This is a genomic window from Flagellimonas sp. ABD4_174 (genome assembly GCF_056160185.1).
The window spans coordinates 1-15,442 of the sequence record NZ_JBSWWP010000002.1 but is presented as its reverse complement, the minus strand read 5'-3'; the positions used below and the strand labels follow the sequence as shown (position 1 = coordinate 15,442).

Here is a 15,442-nt window from a genome sequence, read left to right as displayed (position 1 = left end):
AAGTGTCATACTTTTCCATTTATTTTAATGGAAAACTTTGTGTTCCAACAATCAAAACACCTTGATTATGGAATACGTAAGGTATTGTTTAAGATTGCTTTGTTCCATAGTATTCACAGTTTCACTAACCCAAGATCTTCAGGCCCAAAATTCCAGCGAAAACGATTACGGATCGTGGATATTGCTTTATGGCAACACCAAAATTCATGAAGAATGGAGCGTACCGGTAGTGGGAATTGTTCGGCACCACCATATGTTGGATAAATATGGATTCTTATTTTTCAGGACCGGGGCTACCTATAAATTGAGCAAAGCTTCCACGATTACCGGTGGTTTTGCCCTACTCAATTCCAACTCCTACCTTGAACCGGACGATGTAAAAAATACCAATCAACTATGGTTATATGCGGAATACAATCTGAATACTTTATACCATACACAAAAAATATCCCATAGGTTCAGGCTGGAGAATAGACGATTGATCAATGTGGATGATCCAAAAGTGAACAATCGAGTGCGATATCGCCTTCAATATGTAAAGCCCATATATAAGGATATCTATTTTAAGGCCTTTAACGAGCTTTTCTTAAACATAGAGGGCGAAACTTTTAATCAGAATAGGGTATTTATAGGATTTGGGCAACAATTGACCCCTAAGATAAAAGTGGACATCGGCTACTTTAATAGAAAGTTTAAAAAAAGTAACGAAGACATGATCCGGCTAAGTCTTTCATTCAATATTGATCTTACCAAAAACGATCTCGCGCTTAAGACCAACTAAGAACACAACCCGTTCCGGTCCAAATAATTACAAGCGATTCGAAAACCTGACTTTTATCATATTTTCTGATTTTGAAGAAGTCTACCTTTAACCTAGTTAAATAGTAGAAGTCATGAAACCAAAAAAGAACCCAAACGCCGAAATAGGACGCAATAGCAGTCTTTATTTCATGATAGGACTTACTTCGGTCTTGTTTTTAACATGGCAATCCTTCGAAGTAAAGTTCTATGAAGAGGAATCCAAAGTTTCAGAAGTTGTACAAGTTACAGACGAACTTAAGGAAGATGTACCCGTCACGGAAATACTAAGAACTGCCCCGCCACCACCACCGCCATCTGCTCCCGATGTTATCGAGATCGTTGAGGATGTGGAAGAGGTAGAGGAAACTGTAATAACCAGTACCGAGAGCAGCCAAGAAACCTTTATTGAAGACGCTGTTGTTAGGATAGAAGATGTTGATGTTGAAGAGGTAGAGGAAGAAATCGTAGTTCCCTTTGCCGTAATTGAATATGTTCCAGTTTTTCCGGGTTGTGAAATTTACGAAACCCAAGAGGAACGCAAAGAATGCTTTAACCAAAAGGTACAGGAGCACATAAAGGAGAATTTTACCTATCCGCCTTCTGCTTTGGAAATGGGTATTACCGGTAGAGTTTATGTACAGTTTGTAATAGACAATAAAGGAAAGGTCAGTCAAATCCAACAAAGGGGACCGGACAAATTATTGGAAAAAGAGGCTACCCGGATCATAGCTTCCTTGCCACGGGTTAAACCAGGGGAACAAAGAGGAAAAACCGTAAGTGTTAAATACAGTATTCCGATAAACTTTATAATGCAGAACGATTAATGAACATTATCCAATTTCTCCAAAAAGGTCCAAGTCAATTCTTGGGCCTTTTATTTTTTGTACCATGCCGTTCCTTTATATGCTTTAAATTTTGAAGCACTCTCCCTATTCTTTGCCATCAATCGGGATTCATCGAACTTTCTGGCCCTATATCCCAGTAAATGGAGGAACGATTTGGCAAAAAACCGGGCTACCCTTTGGTCGACCACCAAGGTATCCTTACTACCATCTTTCCACTCCACCCCCGGAAGCTTGACCAAAATATGGTCCACTTTAAACCTTCTCAATTTCTTGGACAGCCATAACAAGAAAACCGGTATCGGTCTTATAAAATAAAAACCTTCGTTACCTTGTTTTTGATACAACGGCATAAAAATCTGTCGCTTTTTTGTTGTTTTAAGTTCTTTACCATCCACAAGGGCAAGATCTGCACCTTTAGGGATCGTTTGAAAATTAACGTAACCAGGAGCCATTACAAAATTGCTATTGGGCGCGATATCGTACTGATGATATATTTCGTAAAACCTATGGGGTGCATCGCTGGAGTTTGAAATATTCCGGTATAGTTGTTCTTTCCGCTCTTCCGAAACATGGACGGATTGTGTTACAGCCAAACTATAACGGATAAATTCCATACAATTCTTTACGGCCATATCGTCATCGTGCTGCCCGCTCTCAAAACCTAAGGATACGTAGCCCAGCTCATTAATATAGCTCAACAGAGCCCCTTTTAAATACTCCTCTATCCCCAATATAATCGGCAAAGGATAATTGGAGGCATACTTGCGGTTCAACAGGCTATCGTTCAGAACCATAAATGGACTGGTATTGCTCGATGTGGTATGAAGGTCCATAAAATAAAAGGGCGGGGTGCCGGAGTCCAAAATACTATGTATCAAACGGTACAACTGCCCCAACTCGTTCTCTTCGTTGTGCCTTATTTCTTGGTGGTCTATAATACGTTCGATCCTATCTTGAAACCATATCCGGTTAAGGTCTTCGGTTTGGTAACGCTGTTTGCTTTCCAGTGCACCCAAATTGCCCGAAATGGCGTACAATTCTCCATGAACAGTTGTTTTTTTGGAATGCAACTCCCTAAATACCTCCTTTAAGGCGAATACGCCCGCCGTCTCGTTTCCGTGCACACCTCCAAAAAATACCACTGTAGGACCGCCTTTTTTACCGCGGATATGATCTATTACACGGTCCACCTTTACAGTTTCGTCCAATGCTATACTGTGAACTATTGTCATATTTATTACATATCAACTTTGCTGATGATTCCCACGATATGGGCATCCACACATACAGGCAAGCAACCAATATTGTGCTTTTCCATTATTTTCTTTGCTTCGGATATTTCAGTTTTTGGGCTTACCGTGATCACATTTTTGACCATTACATCCGAGACCCTAGCTTCTTTTTTATCGATCTTTTTAAATTTTTCTATATGGCTCCATGTGAGAAGCCCCACAAGCTCTCCCTTGCCATTTTCCACGGGAAGATGATGAATATTGTTCCACTGCATGATCGCTATGGCCAAATTTGCGTAATCGTCCTCGTACAACTTCATTAGTTTTGTGGACATTATTTGGCTTACCCAACGGAAAGCCTCCTTGGTCTCCACCATGCCCTCGATAGGTTTCCAAAGATGAACCGGTTCATCATCTTGTTGATTCCGATAGATCGCCTTGGTCAGTTGCACTATGGCACTGTCCAGTTTTATTTGTTTTCTGAGCTCCCTAAAATTTTTGATCTGCCAATCTGCACCTGTTCTACCACTTGCGCGCTTTTCGATAATGCCCAAAAGTTTTTCAATATCCTTTTCATCAACATTAAACTTTCTTAGCCCGTTGTAAGCTATGGGCAATAATTCTTCCCGAACTATTTTCTTCATGGTCATGGCTTTGCCCATCCACGAAAACATGGCATGCCTGCCACTTGATGCCGCCCTAAGAAAATTAAGTTTGGCCGTTCTAAAATCCATTAGGTCGGGCATGTCGTCATACTTATGAGGTCTTCCGGCCATTAGCCCGACCCAAAATGCAAAATTTGCCATTTCATCTATCACCGTAGGGCCAGCGGGAATGTACCTGTTCTCAATTCTTAGGTGTGGTTTTCCATTCCCGACACCGTAACAAGGACGGTTCCATCTATAAACGGTACTATTGAACAAGCTCAATGCCTCGAGTTTAGGAATTTTGCCCTCTTTTAATAATTGCAGGGAATTTTCCTCGATAGGTTTGGTAAGCAATATCCGATGGGTGGAAATATCTTGTTTAAATGTTTCCGCTACGGATTTTTTTTGCCATCGTTCCCCAAAACCGACCCTGGCGACTTCTTCGCGCAATGCCTTGGTCCATACCCGCGTATCCAGACTTTGTTGAAACAAGGCTATCCTAGTCTCCCGCCAAAGTTCCTTTCCCAATAAAAGCGGGGAATTGCAGCATACCCCTAAAACGGGCCCCGAAATAGCTTGGGCCCAGTTGTAGCTTTTAACAAAATCCTGTGGGGGTATTTGTAGGTGGAGCTGGAAACTGGTATTGCACGCTTCGAACAAAACTGAGTCGTGATGCAGTGATAGTTCATCGGCTCCATGTATCCTAACCGTAAAATCGTCGCCCCGCCAAGCCGTAAGCACTTCGTTTATGCGGTAATATCTTGGAATGGGCGTCATAAAGTCCATCCCCAGCTCATCCTTACTGATTGTTGGCAGAATCCCGGTAAGAATTACCTTGGTATTGTGTTTGGCCGCCGATTCTTTTACCTTTTGCAACAACACCCTAAGCTGATGCTCCATTGTGGCAAAGCAATCTTTCTCTAGTTTGTAAGGGTCAAGATTGGCTTCAATATTATATGTTGCAAATTCGGTGGTAAAGTGGGGATCATCTACTTCCTTTAGTATTTCCAGTGAATTTGGTGATGGCCTATAATCGTCCTTAATAATACACATTTCCTGTTCTGCACCGATACGAACAATATCATCTTCGATCAAACCATCGGCAATCATATTCTCAAGGGCCTGGATATCATTGATCAAATGTTGAACAAATACCTTACGTTCGTCCTCGCTAAAAGAACTTTTTCTGATATGTTCTCCCATAGTAAAATATTTAAGAGCATGTCTAAATCATTTAAAGGTACAATGTTTGGAGGGGCAAAAACATGATACACATCAGCCTAAAAATTTGTATTTGGCATCATTTGGGGCGCAATCCTGACAATTATCATGTTTTTTAAAATGGATCAAAAGTACTTTTGAACTATAACATAATGGTATGCAACTTATGTGCGAATTGGTTCAAAAATACAACGTTCCGGGTCCTCGATACACGAGCTACCCCACGGTACCTTATTGGAACACAGACAGTTTTTCCGGAAAAAAGTGGAACTCCAGTGTGCTAAAAGCTTTTGGCGAAAGTTCCGAAGAAGGCATCAGTGTATACATACATTTGCCCTTTTGTGAAAGCATGTGCACCTTTTGCGGATGCCACAAGCGTATAACCAAACGCCACGAGGTGGAGACTCCCTATATTGAATCCGTGCTAAAGGAATGGGAATTATATGTAGATCTGTTGGGAACCAGACCCAAGATCAAGGAACTCCATCTTGGGGGTGGCACGCCAACTTTCTTTTCGCCCGATAATTTAAAAATGTTGATGACCGGAATTGCCCGATTGAGCAAAAAAACCGAAGATATCGATTTTAGCTTTGAGGGTCATCCCAACAATACCACAAAAGAACATTTACAGGCACTTTACGATGTTGGTTTTAGACGGGTCTGCTTTGGGGTCCAGGATTATAACTTAACCGTACAACGTGCAATAAACAGAATACAACCGTTCGAAAATGTAAAAAATGTAACCGAATGGGCCAGGGAAATTGGATACACATCCGTTGGTCACGATATTATTTACGGACTACCTTTCCAATATTGTTCCGATGTGGAAAACACCATAGCCAGGACCAATGCACTAAAACCGGATAGGATCGCGTTTTACAGCTATGCCCACGTTCCGTGGCTCAAAGGGAACGGACAAAGAGGGTACAAAGAATCAGATTTGCCCACGTCCATAGAAAAAAAGGCTCAATACGAACTTGGCAAGAGAATGCTTGCCGACTTTGGGTACAAAGATGTTGGCATGGATCATTTTGCCTTGCCGACCGATAGTTTGTACAAGGCGCTGGAGAATGGCAGATTGCATAGAAATTTTATGGGCTATACACCATCAAAAACCAAATTAATGATCGGTTTGGGCGTATCCAGTATCAGCGATAGCTGGTATGGCTTTGCACAAAACGTTAAAAATGTAGAAGAGTATGAAAATTTGGTTTCGCATGGGGTAATCCCTATTTTTAGAGGGCATATTCTTAACACAGAAGATGAAATTTTGAGAAGACATATTCTCAATATCATGTGTCAATTTGAAACCACGTGGGAACCACTTGAAGAACAAATAGTGGATTTTGAAGAGATAGTGGCCAACCTGTCCGAATTAAAAAATGACGGATTGGTGGAAACAAGTGACAAAAAAATAAAAGTAACCGCCAAAGGAAGACCCTTTGTAAGAAATATAAGTATGGCGTTTGATCTTCAAATGCAACGAAACAAACCAGATACCCGAATATTTTCCATGACCGTTTAACCTAAAAATCCAATAAAAATGAAAAGTATAATCGTACCAGTTGATTTTTCGAAACAATCCGAAAATGCGCTAAAAGTTGCCGCTTCGTTGGCGAAACAACATGAAGCAGAACTCTTAGTGCTCCACATGTTGGAACTTTCACCTGCCATTATGGGCGAATCAGGATACATTTCCCAAGAACAAGTGGTGCATTTGATAAAGCTAGGTGAAAAACGCTTTACAGACTTTTTGGAACAACCTTTTTTAAAGGGTATTAAAGTAGTTCCGATCATAAAACACTACAAAGTTTTCAGCGAAGTAAACGAAGTGGCCGAAAAGCACAAGGCCGACCTTATTGTAATGGGGTCCCATGGTGCAGATGGCCTTCAAGAAATCTTTATAGGCTCCAATACGGAGCGTGTGGTCAGAACAGCCGACGTACCCGTGTTGGTGATCAAAGGTGATATGTCGGAGTTTAAACCAAAGAGTTTTGTGTTTGCTTCCGATTTTGAGGAAGAAAGTGTCGATGCCCTTAAAAAAGCAAAAGATATGGCCGATTTGTTCGGTGCCAAACTTCAACCCGTGTATATCAACACACCTGGTGACGAGTTTTTGAGCCATAAAGACGCCAATGAAAAAATCTCTAAATTTTTACACGCCGCCAGCCTTGGCCTAGAAGTAGAAATTTACAACGATTACACCGTTGAGAAAGGCGTTCTAAACTATAGTGATGGCGTATCCGCCGATCTAATTGGAATCCCAACACACGGCAGAAGAGGTCTTGCCCACTTTTTTATGGGAAGCATTGGTGAAGATATCGCCAACCATTCCAACGCACCTGTAATCACCTTTAAAATTTGATGGATTGCATTTTTGATTGGTTTCATGCAGTTCAAAAAAAGGGGGGCAATTTTAAAATTGCCCCCTTTTTTATTGTTTTTCTTTAAAAACGACTAACCGTTAAACCGCTCAAAGGCCGCTTTCTCCAACGTTTCCCTGTGATCGGGATGGGCAATGGAAATCAACGCTTCGGCACGTTGGTGCAAGTTCTTGCCAAATAGATTCACCACCCCGTACTCCGTGGCCACATAATGCATGTGCGCACGGGTAGTGGTCACACCTGCCCCTTGCTTTAGGAACGGTGTTATTTTGGATACTCCTTTTTTAGTGGTAGAGGACATGGCTATTATTGGTTTTCCTCCTTTGGACAACGAAGCCCCTCTCATAAAATCCATCTGCCCGCCTACCCCGGAAAACTGATATCCTCCGATTGTATCCGCACATACCTGTCCCGTAAGGTCGATCTCTATGGCACTATTGATCGCTGTTGCCTTCGGATTTCTTCGAATCCTGGCTGTATCATTGGTATATCCCGAATCCCTAAAATCACAAATAGGGTTATCATCGATAAAGTCGTATAGTTTTCTTGACCCAACAGCGAAACAACTCACAATTTTACCTCGTTTTACCGCCTTTTCCAATCCATTGATTACTCCGCTTTCCAACAACGGCAAGACCCCGTCAGAGAACATTTCGGTATGGATACCTAAATTTTTATGATTACCAAGGTTGGAAAGTACTGCATTGGGTATGTTGCCGATACCCATTTGCAGGGTAGCTCCATCATCTATCAACGATGCCACATGTTTTCCAATCAGGCCTTCTATTTCAGATATTTCGGTAGGATTATGTTCATGGATTGGCCTATCCACTTCAATGGCATAGGCGATATCGTCTACATGCACAATTCCGGTTCCATGGGTCCTAGGCACTTGTGGATTGATTTGTGCGACTATTTTTTTTGCCGTTCTAACAGCTGGCAATGCCACATCAACCGACACCCCCAAAGAGCAATAACCATGTTTGTCCGGTGGTGACACTTGCACAAAGGCCACATCCAATGGAAGATATTCATCGGCAAACAACCATGGTATTTCACTTAAAAAAACCGGGATATAATCACCCAATCTGGTATTTACGTAACTCCTCACATTTCCACCAACAAAACATGCATTTAGGGTAAAAGCATTACAATATGGTTCCCTAGTGTATTTTGCGTCGCCTTCGGTATGTATGGAAATGATCTCGACATTGTTAATTTCCTGGTACCGATCGCAAAGGGCATCTATCAATTCGTTCGGTGTCATGGCCGCACCTTGAAAGAAGACACGGTCGCCAGATTTAACAATTCCTACCGCTTCACTTGCTGTTGTTATTTTCATTTTTGATTAGATTTTTAGGGTTGATGGCATTCTATGGTCGATGATACAGCATCTGCCGGAGCCTGCTTGGGTGAAACATACGGTATTCCCAGACCAAGTCCACGAACTATAAAAAGGACTCCTATAATGACCACGAATACAGGTATCAATTTTTGAATTTTGGATTTAATGGAGGTATTGAACATACCACGGGAGTACACCACCAAGGACATTAACGGCACCGTTCCTAAACCAAAAATCATCATATAAAGTCCGCCCTCCACGGGACTGCCCATGGCAATGGCACCCAAAAGGGCCATATACACCAGGCCACAGGGCAAAAAGCCGTTTAAAAAGCCTATGGTCAAAAAAGTATCCGGGGTCTTTTTTTTGAGCTCTGCCCCAAGTTTGGATTTCACCTTACCAATTATCGAATAAATGGGTGTTAAAAACTTATGCCCGTTCAGATATTTTGCAGGAACCAATACCAGGACAATCATGAGCGCACCGATGCCTATCGAAAGCTTTTGCTGAATACCGAACAAGGACAGTCCCTTGCCCAAAAGTCCAAAAAGCACACCAATTACGCCATAGGCCAATAGTCTGCCAAAATGGTATATGGATAATTGCGCGGTCTTTTTAACCTGATTGGTTTGGTCCAAGGGGAGCATAAAGGCGATTGGCCCACACATGCCCAAGCAGTGCAGGCTTCCCAATAATCCCAATACCAATGCAGAGGTCAACATTACTAGTACACCAATTTTTGTTTATGCAAAAAGGAGTTACCTTCGTATTTCCAGTTTACGGAAATGTCCCAGCGACCGTCTACCAAGCGATTGTCAGGTATGAGCAAATGTGTTTTGGACAAACTTATAGGAAAGTTGGTATCCAAGTGCTTGTTAGACGGTCTGTATAGGGACACTGTTCCGCTTATCTTTTTTGGGTCGAAACGCTCTGGAAAATATATCATCAAACCTTCGTTGGTTTTTTCAACCTTCAGGTTGGCATTCATTTCCGATGCGGTGTTTGATGCATCTATATCCTGCTGATAGGATAATTCCTTTTTGTAATATTCCTCCGTAACCAAATCGTGGTTGGCACTATCGTCGGTGCTCATCCTTACCACAAAGTATAGGATAAAGGCGATGAAGCCAATAAATGCCAGCACGATTCCCGTTCCCCAATTAATTTTCATCTCTCGTTTGTTTAGTTATAACTTCTAGGTGCCAAAAACTGGGTCACCGTGGTTTCTATGAGTTTATCCCCGCTGTACACCCCTATCTTCAGTTTATCCTTATCTCCATTGAGTGCCGAGGCATTTATTTCGATGAAAAGTGTTCCTTCGGCCATCTCTTCCGCGGGAACCGTGAAAGTTTCCTGGGAGACCATTTTGATGGTTCCTTTGTGCGACATCAATTCGAATGAAACATTATCAATATCTTTAGTGGTCTTGTTCACCAATTTATAGGTGTACACATTGCTTATAATGTTGTTATCCTTGCGCTCGTACAACTGCCCCGGTAAACGAAGTACGTTTGCCTCGACCTCGTTTCGCATAAACAACATTCCCACAAGGATCCCAATAAGCACGACTAACACTGCTGTATAACCTTTCATGCGTGCCGTAAATTTGAATTTTTTGTCTTGGGTGATCTCATCTTCACTGGCATATCTGATCAAGCCTTTGGGCTTATTGATACTATCCATTATGTGATCACATTCATCTATACAAGCTGTACAGTTTACACATTCCAACTGTGTCCCGTTGCGAATATCTATCCCTGTAGGACACACATTTACACATTGAAAACAATCTATACAGTCGCCGTGCCCCAGAGCTTCCCTATCTTCGTTCTTTCTGAACTTTTTACGCCCGTTTTCGCCCTCACCCCGTTTATGGTCATAGGCCACTACAATGGATTTATTGTCCAGCAGCACCCCTTGCAATCTACCGTATGGGCAAGCGATAATACATACCTGTTCCCTAAACCATGCGAAAATGAAATAAAAGACCGCTGTAAAAATCAACAGTGGGACCATAGTGCTCAAGTGCGCCATAGGACCATCTGTAATATAAGCGATCAATTGATCGCTACCGATCAAATAGGCCAAGAACACGTTGGCGATAAAGAAGGAAATAAGAAAGAAAATACTCCACTTTAAAAGTCTTTTCCTTATTTTTTTCCCTGTCCACGGAGCCTTGTCCAGTCGTATTTGAGCTCCTCTATCTCCGTCTATCCAGTATTCGATACGACGGAACACCATTTCCAAAAATATGGTCTGCGGACACATCCATCCACAAAAGATACGGCCATATGCCACCGTAAACAGTGCAATAAAAATAACTCCGATGATCATGGACACTACTACCAGATGAAAATCCTGTGGCCAGAATGGAAGCCCAAATATATTGAACCTCCTGTCCAACACGTTGAACAATAGAAATTGGTGCCCATTGATCTTAACGAAAGGGGCCGCTATCAAAAAAACGAGTAGAAAGTAACTTACGTACTTTCGGTAATCGTAGTACCGTCCACTAGGTTTTTTTGGAAAAATCCAATTCCTTTTACCTTCTTCTGTGATTGTGCCTATGGAATCCCTAAAGTTTTCTTCCATCGCATTTGTGGTTTATGGATAAATATTTGTTGCCGAACGCCCCAAGGACTAGTTCATGGCAACGTTTGTTGAATCGACGGCCTGCTCCATTTCCTCGGGAGCGGTTTCTTCCGTTTCAGATTCGGTACCATTGGCTTCTTCGGGAGCATTTGGGTCTACCCAGATTTCTCCTTCAGCTTCCTTTGGATTGGCGGGCGTGGTTCCGCCCATGGTCATCACATAACTGGCTACTTGGGCCATTTCGACAGGCTTTAAGGTTTGTTTCCATGCAATCATTCCCTTACCGTCTCGACCACCTTCCGATATAGTTGTGAAAATATTTTTGATGCCTCCGCCCAATATCCAATATTTATCGGTCAGGTTTGGTCCAATTCCACCTCCACCATCGGCCATGTGACAGGCCACACAATTGGCTTGGAATATTTTCTCACCTGCGGCCAAATCGGAATCATCCGATAAAAACTCCACGGTACTGGCATCCACCAGATCTTTGGCCGTTCTTTTGTACTCTTCAATGGCCAATTGGGCTGCTGCCACTTCTTGTTCGTATTCGAGTTTTTGGTCGTATTCGCCGATAATATGGAATCTAACCAGGTAGACAACGGCAAAAACAATCGTCGCATAGAAAAGGTATACCCACCATGGTGGCAGCACGTTGTCCAATTCTCGGATTCCATCGTAATTGTGGTCCAATACAATCTCACCTTCTCTTTCGATTGAACGGCTCTTGGTCAGTTTTGCCATTAAATTTTTGGCCCAGGTCCATTCAAATTTCTTGCTTTTGGCTTCTAGGTAACGTTCCTTTCCTTCTTCGGACAGTGTCTGGAACATAATATTTTCTATAGAGGCCAATATTAGTTCTATGGCAATAAGGATCATTAATACCAACAGCAAAAAAAACTGTGTGATAGGGTATTCGATTATTGCCAGTTTGTCTCCCGAGTCGATAAAGTATTCCATTAATCCAAAGATCAGGAAGAATAAAACCGGGACTCTTATCCACCAAGGTGTTTTTGTGCTCATAATATTATAGTTTGTTTTGTTGATCATCGTTATCCAAAGGCAGTTCGGACATCTCCCTTATGTGTTCCTTGGTAGCGGTGAAAACCCACCAAAACAACAACACAAAAAACACAAAGAAGATAAGTAGGGAAACCATGGGATAGTTGGCTATCCCGTCGATGGTTTCCATATGTTCTTTTACAAATTTCAACATGGTTATTTGTTTTGAGATATTGTTTCTTCAGTTCCTTCAATCTTTATATCGGTACCCAATCTTTGTAGGTAGGCAATCAAGGCCACGATTTCCCGATCTCTCATTTCAACAAATTCGAGCCCATTTTCTTCGGCGTACTTTTTATCCGCTTCATAGGTTTTTGCAAACTCGGGGTCTGTGTATAGGTTCTTTTCGATTTGCTGTGCTTGCTCTGCCATGGATTGCGGAGCATTGGCAATATCTTCTTCGGTATAGGGAACCCCCAATTTTACCATAGTTTCCATTTTTGCCTGTATATCGCTGCGATCATGCTCGTCGGTAACCAACCATTCATAAGATGGCATTATGGAACCTGCAGAAGTACTTTGTGGATCGTACATGTGGTTCAAGTGCCAATTGTCCGAGTATTTACCTCCGACCCTTAACAAATCGGGACCGGTACGCTTACTCCCCCAAAGGAATGGGTGGTCGTACACAAATTCCCCTGCCTTGGCATACTCTCCGTAACGTTCCACCTCGCTTCGGAAGGGACGAATCATTTGCGAGTGACAACCTACGCAACCTTCCCTAATGTAAAGGTCACGACCTTCCAATTCCAAAGGAGTATAAGGCTTAACACTTGTTATGGTAGGAATGTTGGATTTCACCAAGATTGTAGGTACAATTTGAACAACACCTCCAATAAGAATTGCTATGGTTGCCAAGATGGTCAATTGTACCGGTTTCCTTTCCAACCAGTTATGGAAAGTTTCGCCGGCCACTCTTCTTTTGGCAACACGTTCCAATGCTGGAGCTTCTGCCGCTTCATCTTCAACCTTGCTACCTGACCTTATGGTTCTTACTACGTTATACAGCAGCACGAACATACCCAAGATGTACAATGAACCTCCAATGGCCCTCATCCAGTACATTGGAATTATTTGGGTAACGGTTTCCAAAAAGTTACCGTAAACCAAGGTACCATCTGGATTAAATTCTTTCCACATCAACGCCTGGGTAAATCCAGCAACGTACATCGGCAAGGCATAAAGTACAATACCCAAGGTTCCGATCCAGAAGTGGAAGTTGGCCAATCCTTTGGAGTGCAGTTCTGTTTTGAACATTCGTGGCACCAACCAATAGATCATACCAAAGGTCAAGAACCCGTTCCAGGCCAAAGCTCCAACGTGCACGTGGGCAATGATCCAGTCACTAAAGTGGGCAATGGCGTTTACATTTTTCAAGGAAAGCATTGGGCCTTCGAACGTGGCCATACCATAACCGGTAATGGCAACCACCATAAATTTTAATGTTGCATCGGTACGCACCTTGTCCCATACTCCACGAAGGGTCAACAAACCGTTGATCATACCACCCCAAGATGGTGCAATAAGCATTACGGAGAATACCACACCAAGGTTCTGAGCCCAATCGGGCAAAGCAGAATATAACAAGTGGTGAGGGCCAGCCCAGATATAAATGAATATCAACGACCAGAAGTGGACGATGGACAATCTATAGGAATAAATTGGCCTGTTCGCTGCTTTAGGAACAAAGTAGTACATCAACCCCAAGAAAGGAGTGGTCAAGAAGAATGCCACTGCATTGTGACCGTACCACCATTGCACCAATGCATCCTGTACACCAGCATACACTGAGTAACTTTTTAACGCCGTAACAGGTAGTTCCAAACTATTAAAGATATGCAACACTGCTACCGTAACAAATGTGGCAAGGTAGAACCAAATGGCCACATATAGGTGCCGTTGTCTTCTTTTTAAGATAGTGCCTATCATGTTCCATCCAAAGACCACCCAAACTACAGCAATGGCCAAATCTATGGGCCACTCCAATTCTGCGTACTCTTTTGAGGTTGTGTAACCCAAAGGCAAGGTAATGGCCGCTGCCACAATGATCAACTGCCACCCCCAGAAATTAATGTTGCTCAGAACATCGCTGAACATTCTAGCTTTGAGCAATCGCTGCAATGAGTAATATACCCCTGCAAAAATTGCGTTACCCACAAATGCGAAAATCACGGCGTTGGTATGCAATGGACGCAAACGTCCAAAACTCAACCATGAAATACCTTCGGTAACATTGGGGAACAAAAACATAAAGGCCAACAAAAGACCTACTGCCATACCTACCACACCCCATAAAATGGTAGCGTATAAGAACTTTTGCACGATTTTGTTATCGTAGCGGAACTGTTGTATTTCCATATTTATTGGTTTGTACTTTTAGTTTGTTTGATTTCCTTTTTACTATATAGGTTTGATTTATCCTGGCTCTTTACCACCTCATCCTCGAACAACATTCTTACCGATGGGGTATAGGTGTCGTCGTATTGTCCGCTCTTTACCGAAAAAACAAAGGCTATAAAAAAGACCACGGCCACCGTTACACTAATGGCCAACAACACATAAATAACACTCATACCTGCCTTAATTTAGGGGTAAAACTACTGTGATGGTATGCTTCAAAAAATGACATATATCAGCTTTCTTTATTTTTTAACTCTCTAGCCACAAAATTGGTGGCCAAGGTGGTAAACACCACGATACTAATTGAGCTCAAAGGCATTAAAATAGCGGCTATTACCGGTTGTAACTGCCCTGTAACGGCGAAATACAATCCAACTACATTGTAACACAATGAAAGTAGGAAACTCATTTTGATTATCCGAACGGATTGCTTGGATAATTTAATAAATTTTGGCAGCGTTCGCAGTTGGGCAGCATCTAAAATTCCGTCGCAGGCAGGGGAGAACACGTTTATGTTTTCCGAAACGGCCAACCCTACGTTGCTCTGTGCCAAGGCTCCGGCATCGTTCAGGCCGTCGCCCACCATTAAGACCTTATGTTTCTGCTGCAACTTTTTGATGTATTCCAGTTTATCTTCCGGTTTTTGATCGAACATCATTTTGGTCTTTGCCGGGAGCAAGCCCTCCAGCTTCTTTTTTTCACCATCATTATCGCCCGAAAGAATACCTAGGTTAAGATCATTGGACAATTCATCAAATATTTGGCTCATGCCGTCCCGGTATGTGTTTTTGAACACGAACCTACCTTTCACATCTTCATCCGCACTTACATAAACTGTAGTATTGGTTATGGAGTTGGAGTGGTTTTCGCCCACATAGGCCGCTGAGCCTACTTTTATGGAATGTTGATTGTA

At 42.4% G+C, this 15,442-nt stretch carries 15 protein-coding genes; 4 read left to right on the top strand and 11 right to left on the bottom strand.

Annotation, left to right across the window (positions count from 1 at the left end):
- The first annotated feature begins 67 nt into the window (after positions 1–67).
- Together ACXAFK_RS14085 and ACXAFK_RS14080 are read left to right on the top strand one after the other, a co-directional pair.
- Positions 68–781 carry a DUF2490 domain-containing protein gene (locus tag ACXAFK_RS14085; protein WP_474958184.1) on the top strand — a complete coding sequence of 238 codons (714 nt, stop codon included), beginning with the start codon at positions 68–70 and terminating at the stop codon, positions 779–781.
- 112 nt (positions 782–893) lie between these two features.
- Complete coding sequence (locus tag ACXAFK_RS14080) at positions 894–1,625, top strand: energy transducer TonB (RefSeq protein WP_252078899.1); 732 nt, start codon at positions 894–896, stop codon at positions 1,623–1,625.
- A 50-nt stretch (positions 1,626–1,675) separates the two neighbouring features.
- On the opposite strand, the gene ACXAFK_RS14075 is transcribed toward ACXAFK_RS14080, so the two are convergent.
- Together ACXAFK_RS14075 and ACXAFK_RS14070 are read right to left on the bottom strand one after the other, a co-directional pair.
- On the bottom strand, positions 1,676–2,878 hold the full coding sequence (locus tag ACXAFK_RS14075) for a succinylglutamate desuccinylase/aspartoacylase family protein (RefSeq protein ID WP_474958183.1): 1,203 nt from the start codon (positions 2,876–2,878) through the stop codon (positions 1,676–1,678).
- Positions 2,879–2,883: 5 nt separating this feature from the next.
- Complete coding sequence (locus ACXAFK_RS14070) at positions 2,884–4,728, bottom strand: CBS domain-containing protein (protein ID WP_474958182.1); 1,845 nt, start codon at positions 4,726–4,728, stop codon at positions 2,884–2,886.
- Positions 4,729–4,912: 184 nt separating this feature from the next.
- Here ACXAFK_RS14070 and hemN point away from each other — a divergent pair, with 184 nt between their 5' ends.
- Together hemN and ACXAFK_RS14060 are read left to right on the top strand one after the other, a co-directional pair.
- Positions 4,913–6,271 carry an oxygen-independent coproporphyrinogen III oxidase gene (hemN, locus tag ACXAFK_RS14065; RefSeq protein WP_474958181.1) on the top strand — a complete coding sequence of 453 codons (1,359 nt, stop codon included), beginning with the start codon at positions 4,913–4,915 and terminating at the stop codon, positions 6,269–6,271.
- A gap of 18 nt (positions 6,272–6,289) precedes the next feature.
- Complete coding sequence (locus tag ACXAFK_RS14060; RefSeq protein WP_474958180.1) at positions 6,290–7,111, top strand: universal stress protein; 822 nt, start codon at positions 6,290–6,292, stop codon at positions 7,109–7,111.
- Between the two features lie 92 nt (positions 7,112–7,203).
- Here the strand turns inward: ACXAFK_RS14060 and ACXAFK_RS14055 are convergent, their stop codons facing one another.
- The 9 genes from ACXAFK_RS14055 to ACXAFK_RS14015 form a co-directional block, all read right to left on the bottom strand.
- Complete coding sequence (locus tag ACXAFK_RS14055; RefSeq protein ID WP_474958179.1) at positions 7,204–8,472, bottom strand: acetyl-CoA hydrolase/transferase family protein; 1,269 nt, start codon at positions 8,470–8,472, stop codon at positions 7,204–7,206.
- A gap of 14 nt (positions 8,473–8,486) precedes the next feature.
- Positions 8,487–9,197 carry a sulfite exporter TauE/SafE family protein gene (locus tag ACXAFK_RS14050; RefSeq protein ID WP_474958178.1) on the bottom strand — a complete coding sequence of 237 codons (711 nt, stop codon included), beginning with the start codon at positions 9,195–9,197 and terminating at the stop codon, positions 8,487–8,489.
- 2 nt (positions 9,198–9,199) lie between these two features.
- Positions 9,200–9,646 (bottom strand): FixH family protein, encoded by a 447-nt coding sequence (locus ACXAFK_RS14045; RefSeq protein WP_224835552.1) that lies wholly within the window; start codon positions 9,644–9,646, stop codon positions 9,200–9,202.
- A gap of 11 nt (positions 9,647–9,657) precedes the next feature.
- Complete coding sequence (gene ccoG / locus ACXAFK_RS14040) at positions 9,658–11,067, bottom strand: cytochrome c oxidase accessory protein CcoG (RefSeq protein WP_474958177.1); 1,410 nt, start codon at positions 11,065–11,067, stop codon at positions 9,658–9,660.
- Positions 11,068–11,115: 48 nt separating this feature from the next.
- Positions 11,116–12,090 carry a cbb3-type cytochrome c oxidase N-terminal domain-containing protein gene (locus tag ACXAFK_RS14035; protein WP_474958176.1) on the bottom strand — a complete coding sequence of 325 codons (975 nt, stop codon included), beginning with the start codon at positions 12,088–12,090 and terminating at the stop codon, positions 11,116–11,118.
- A gap of 4 nt (positions 12,091–12,094) precedes the next feature.
- On the bottom strand, positions 12,095–12,283 hold the full coding sequence (locus ACXAFK_RS14030; protein ID WP_067037876.1) for a cytochrome C oxidase subunit IV: 189 nt from the start codon (positions 12,281–12,283) through the stop codon (positions 12,095–12,097).
- Positions 12,284–12,285: 2 nt separating this feature from the next.
- Positions 12,286–14,487, bottom strand: a complete 2,202-nt coding sequence (ccoN, locus tag ACXAFK_RS14025; protein ID WP_474958175.1) for a cytochrome-c oxidase, cbb3-type subunit I — start codon at positions 14,485–14,487, stop codon at positions 12,286–12,288.
- A 2-nt stretch (positions 14,488–14,489) separates the two neighbouring features.
- Complete coding sequence (gene ccoS, locus ACXAFK_RS14020) at positions 14,490–14,702, bottom strand: cbb3-type cytochrome oxidase assembly protein CcoS (protein WP_224835556.1); 213 nt, start codon at positions 14,700–14,702, stop codon at positions 14,490–14,492.
- A 59-nt stretch (positions 14,703–14,761) separates the two neighbouring features.
- Positions 14,762–15,442: HAD-IC family P-type ATPase (locus tag ACXAFK_RS14015; protein WP_474958174.1), on the bottom strand; the 681-nt coding region annotated here is incomplete at its 5' end.

Excerpts from the sequence above, each read along its gene's own strand:
- ACXAFK_RS14060 (WP_474958180.1), top strand. The coding sequence starts at position 6,290 with ATGAAAAGTATAATCGTACCAGTTGATTTTTCGAAACAATCCGAAAAT.
- ACXAFK_RS14050 (WP_474958178.1), bottom strand. The coding sequence starts at position 9,197 with ATGTTGACCTCTGCATTGGTATTGGGATTATTGGGAAGCCTGCACTGC.
- ccoG (WP_474958177.1), bottom strand. The coding sequence starts at position 11,067 with ATGGAAGAAAACTTTAGGGATTCCATAGGCACAATCACAGAAGAAGGT.
- ACXAFK_RS14070 (WP_474958182.1), bottom strand. The coding sequence starts at position 4,728 with ATGGGAGAACATATCAGAAAAAGTTCTTTTAGCGAGGACGAACGTAAG.
- ACXAFK_RS14035 (WP_474958176.1), bottom strand. The coding sequence starts at position 12,090 with ATGAGCACAAAAACACCTTGGTGGATAAGAGTCCCGGTTTTATTCTTC.
- ACXAFK_RS14055 (WP_474958179.1), bottom strand. The coding sequence starts at position 8,472 with ATGAAAATAACAACAGCAAGTGAAGCGGTAGGAATTGTTAAATCTGGC.
- ACXAFK_RS14030 (WP_067037876.1), bottom strand. The coding sequence starts at position 12,283 with ATGTTGAAATTTGTAAAAGAACATATGGAAACCATCGACGGGATAGCC.
- ACXAFK_RS14085 (WP_474958184.1), top strand. The coding sequence starts at position 68 with ATGGAATACGTAAGGTATTGTTTAAGATTGCTTTGTTCCATAGTATTC.
- ACXAFK_RS14080 (WP_252078899.1), top strand. The coding sequence starts at position 894 with ATGAAACCAAAAAAGAACCCAAACGCCGAAATAGGACGCAATAGCAGT.
- ACXAFK_RS14075 (WP_474958183.1), bottom strand. The coding sequence starts at position 2,878 with ATGACAATAGTTCACAGTATAGCATTGGACGAAACTGTAAAGGTGGAC.
- ccoS (WP_224835556.1), bottom strand. The coding sequence starts at position 14,702 with ATGAGTGTTATTTATGTGTTGTTGGCCATTAGTGTAACGGTGGCCGTG.
- ccoN (WP_474958175.1), bottom strand. The coding sequence starts at position 14,487 with ATGGAAATACAACAGTTCCGCTACGATAACAAAATCGTGCAAAAGTTC.
- ACXAFK_RS14045 (WP_224835552.1), bottom strand. The coding sequence starts at position 9,646 with ATGAAAATTAATTGGGGAACGGGAATCGTGCTGGCATTTATTGGCTTC.
- hemN (WP_474958181.1), top strand. The coding sequence starts at position 4,913 with ATGTGCGAATTGGTTCAAAAATACAACGTTCCGGGTCCTCGATACACG.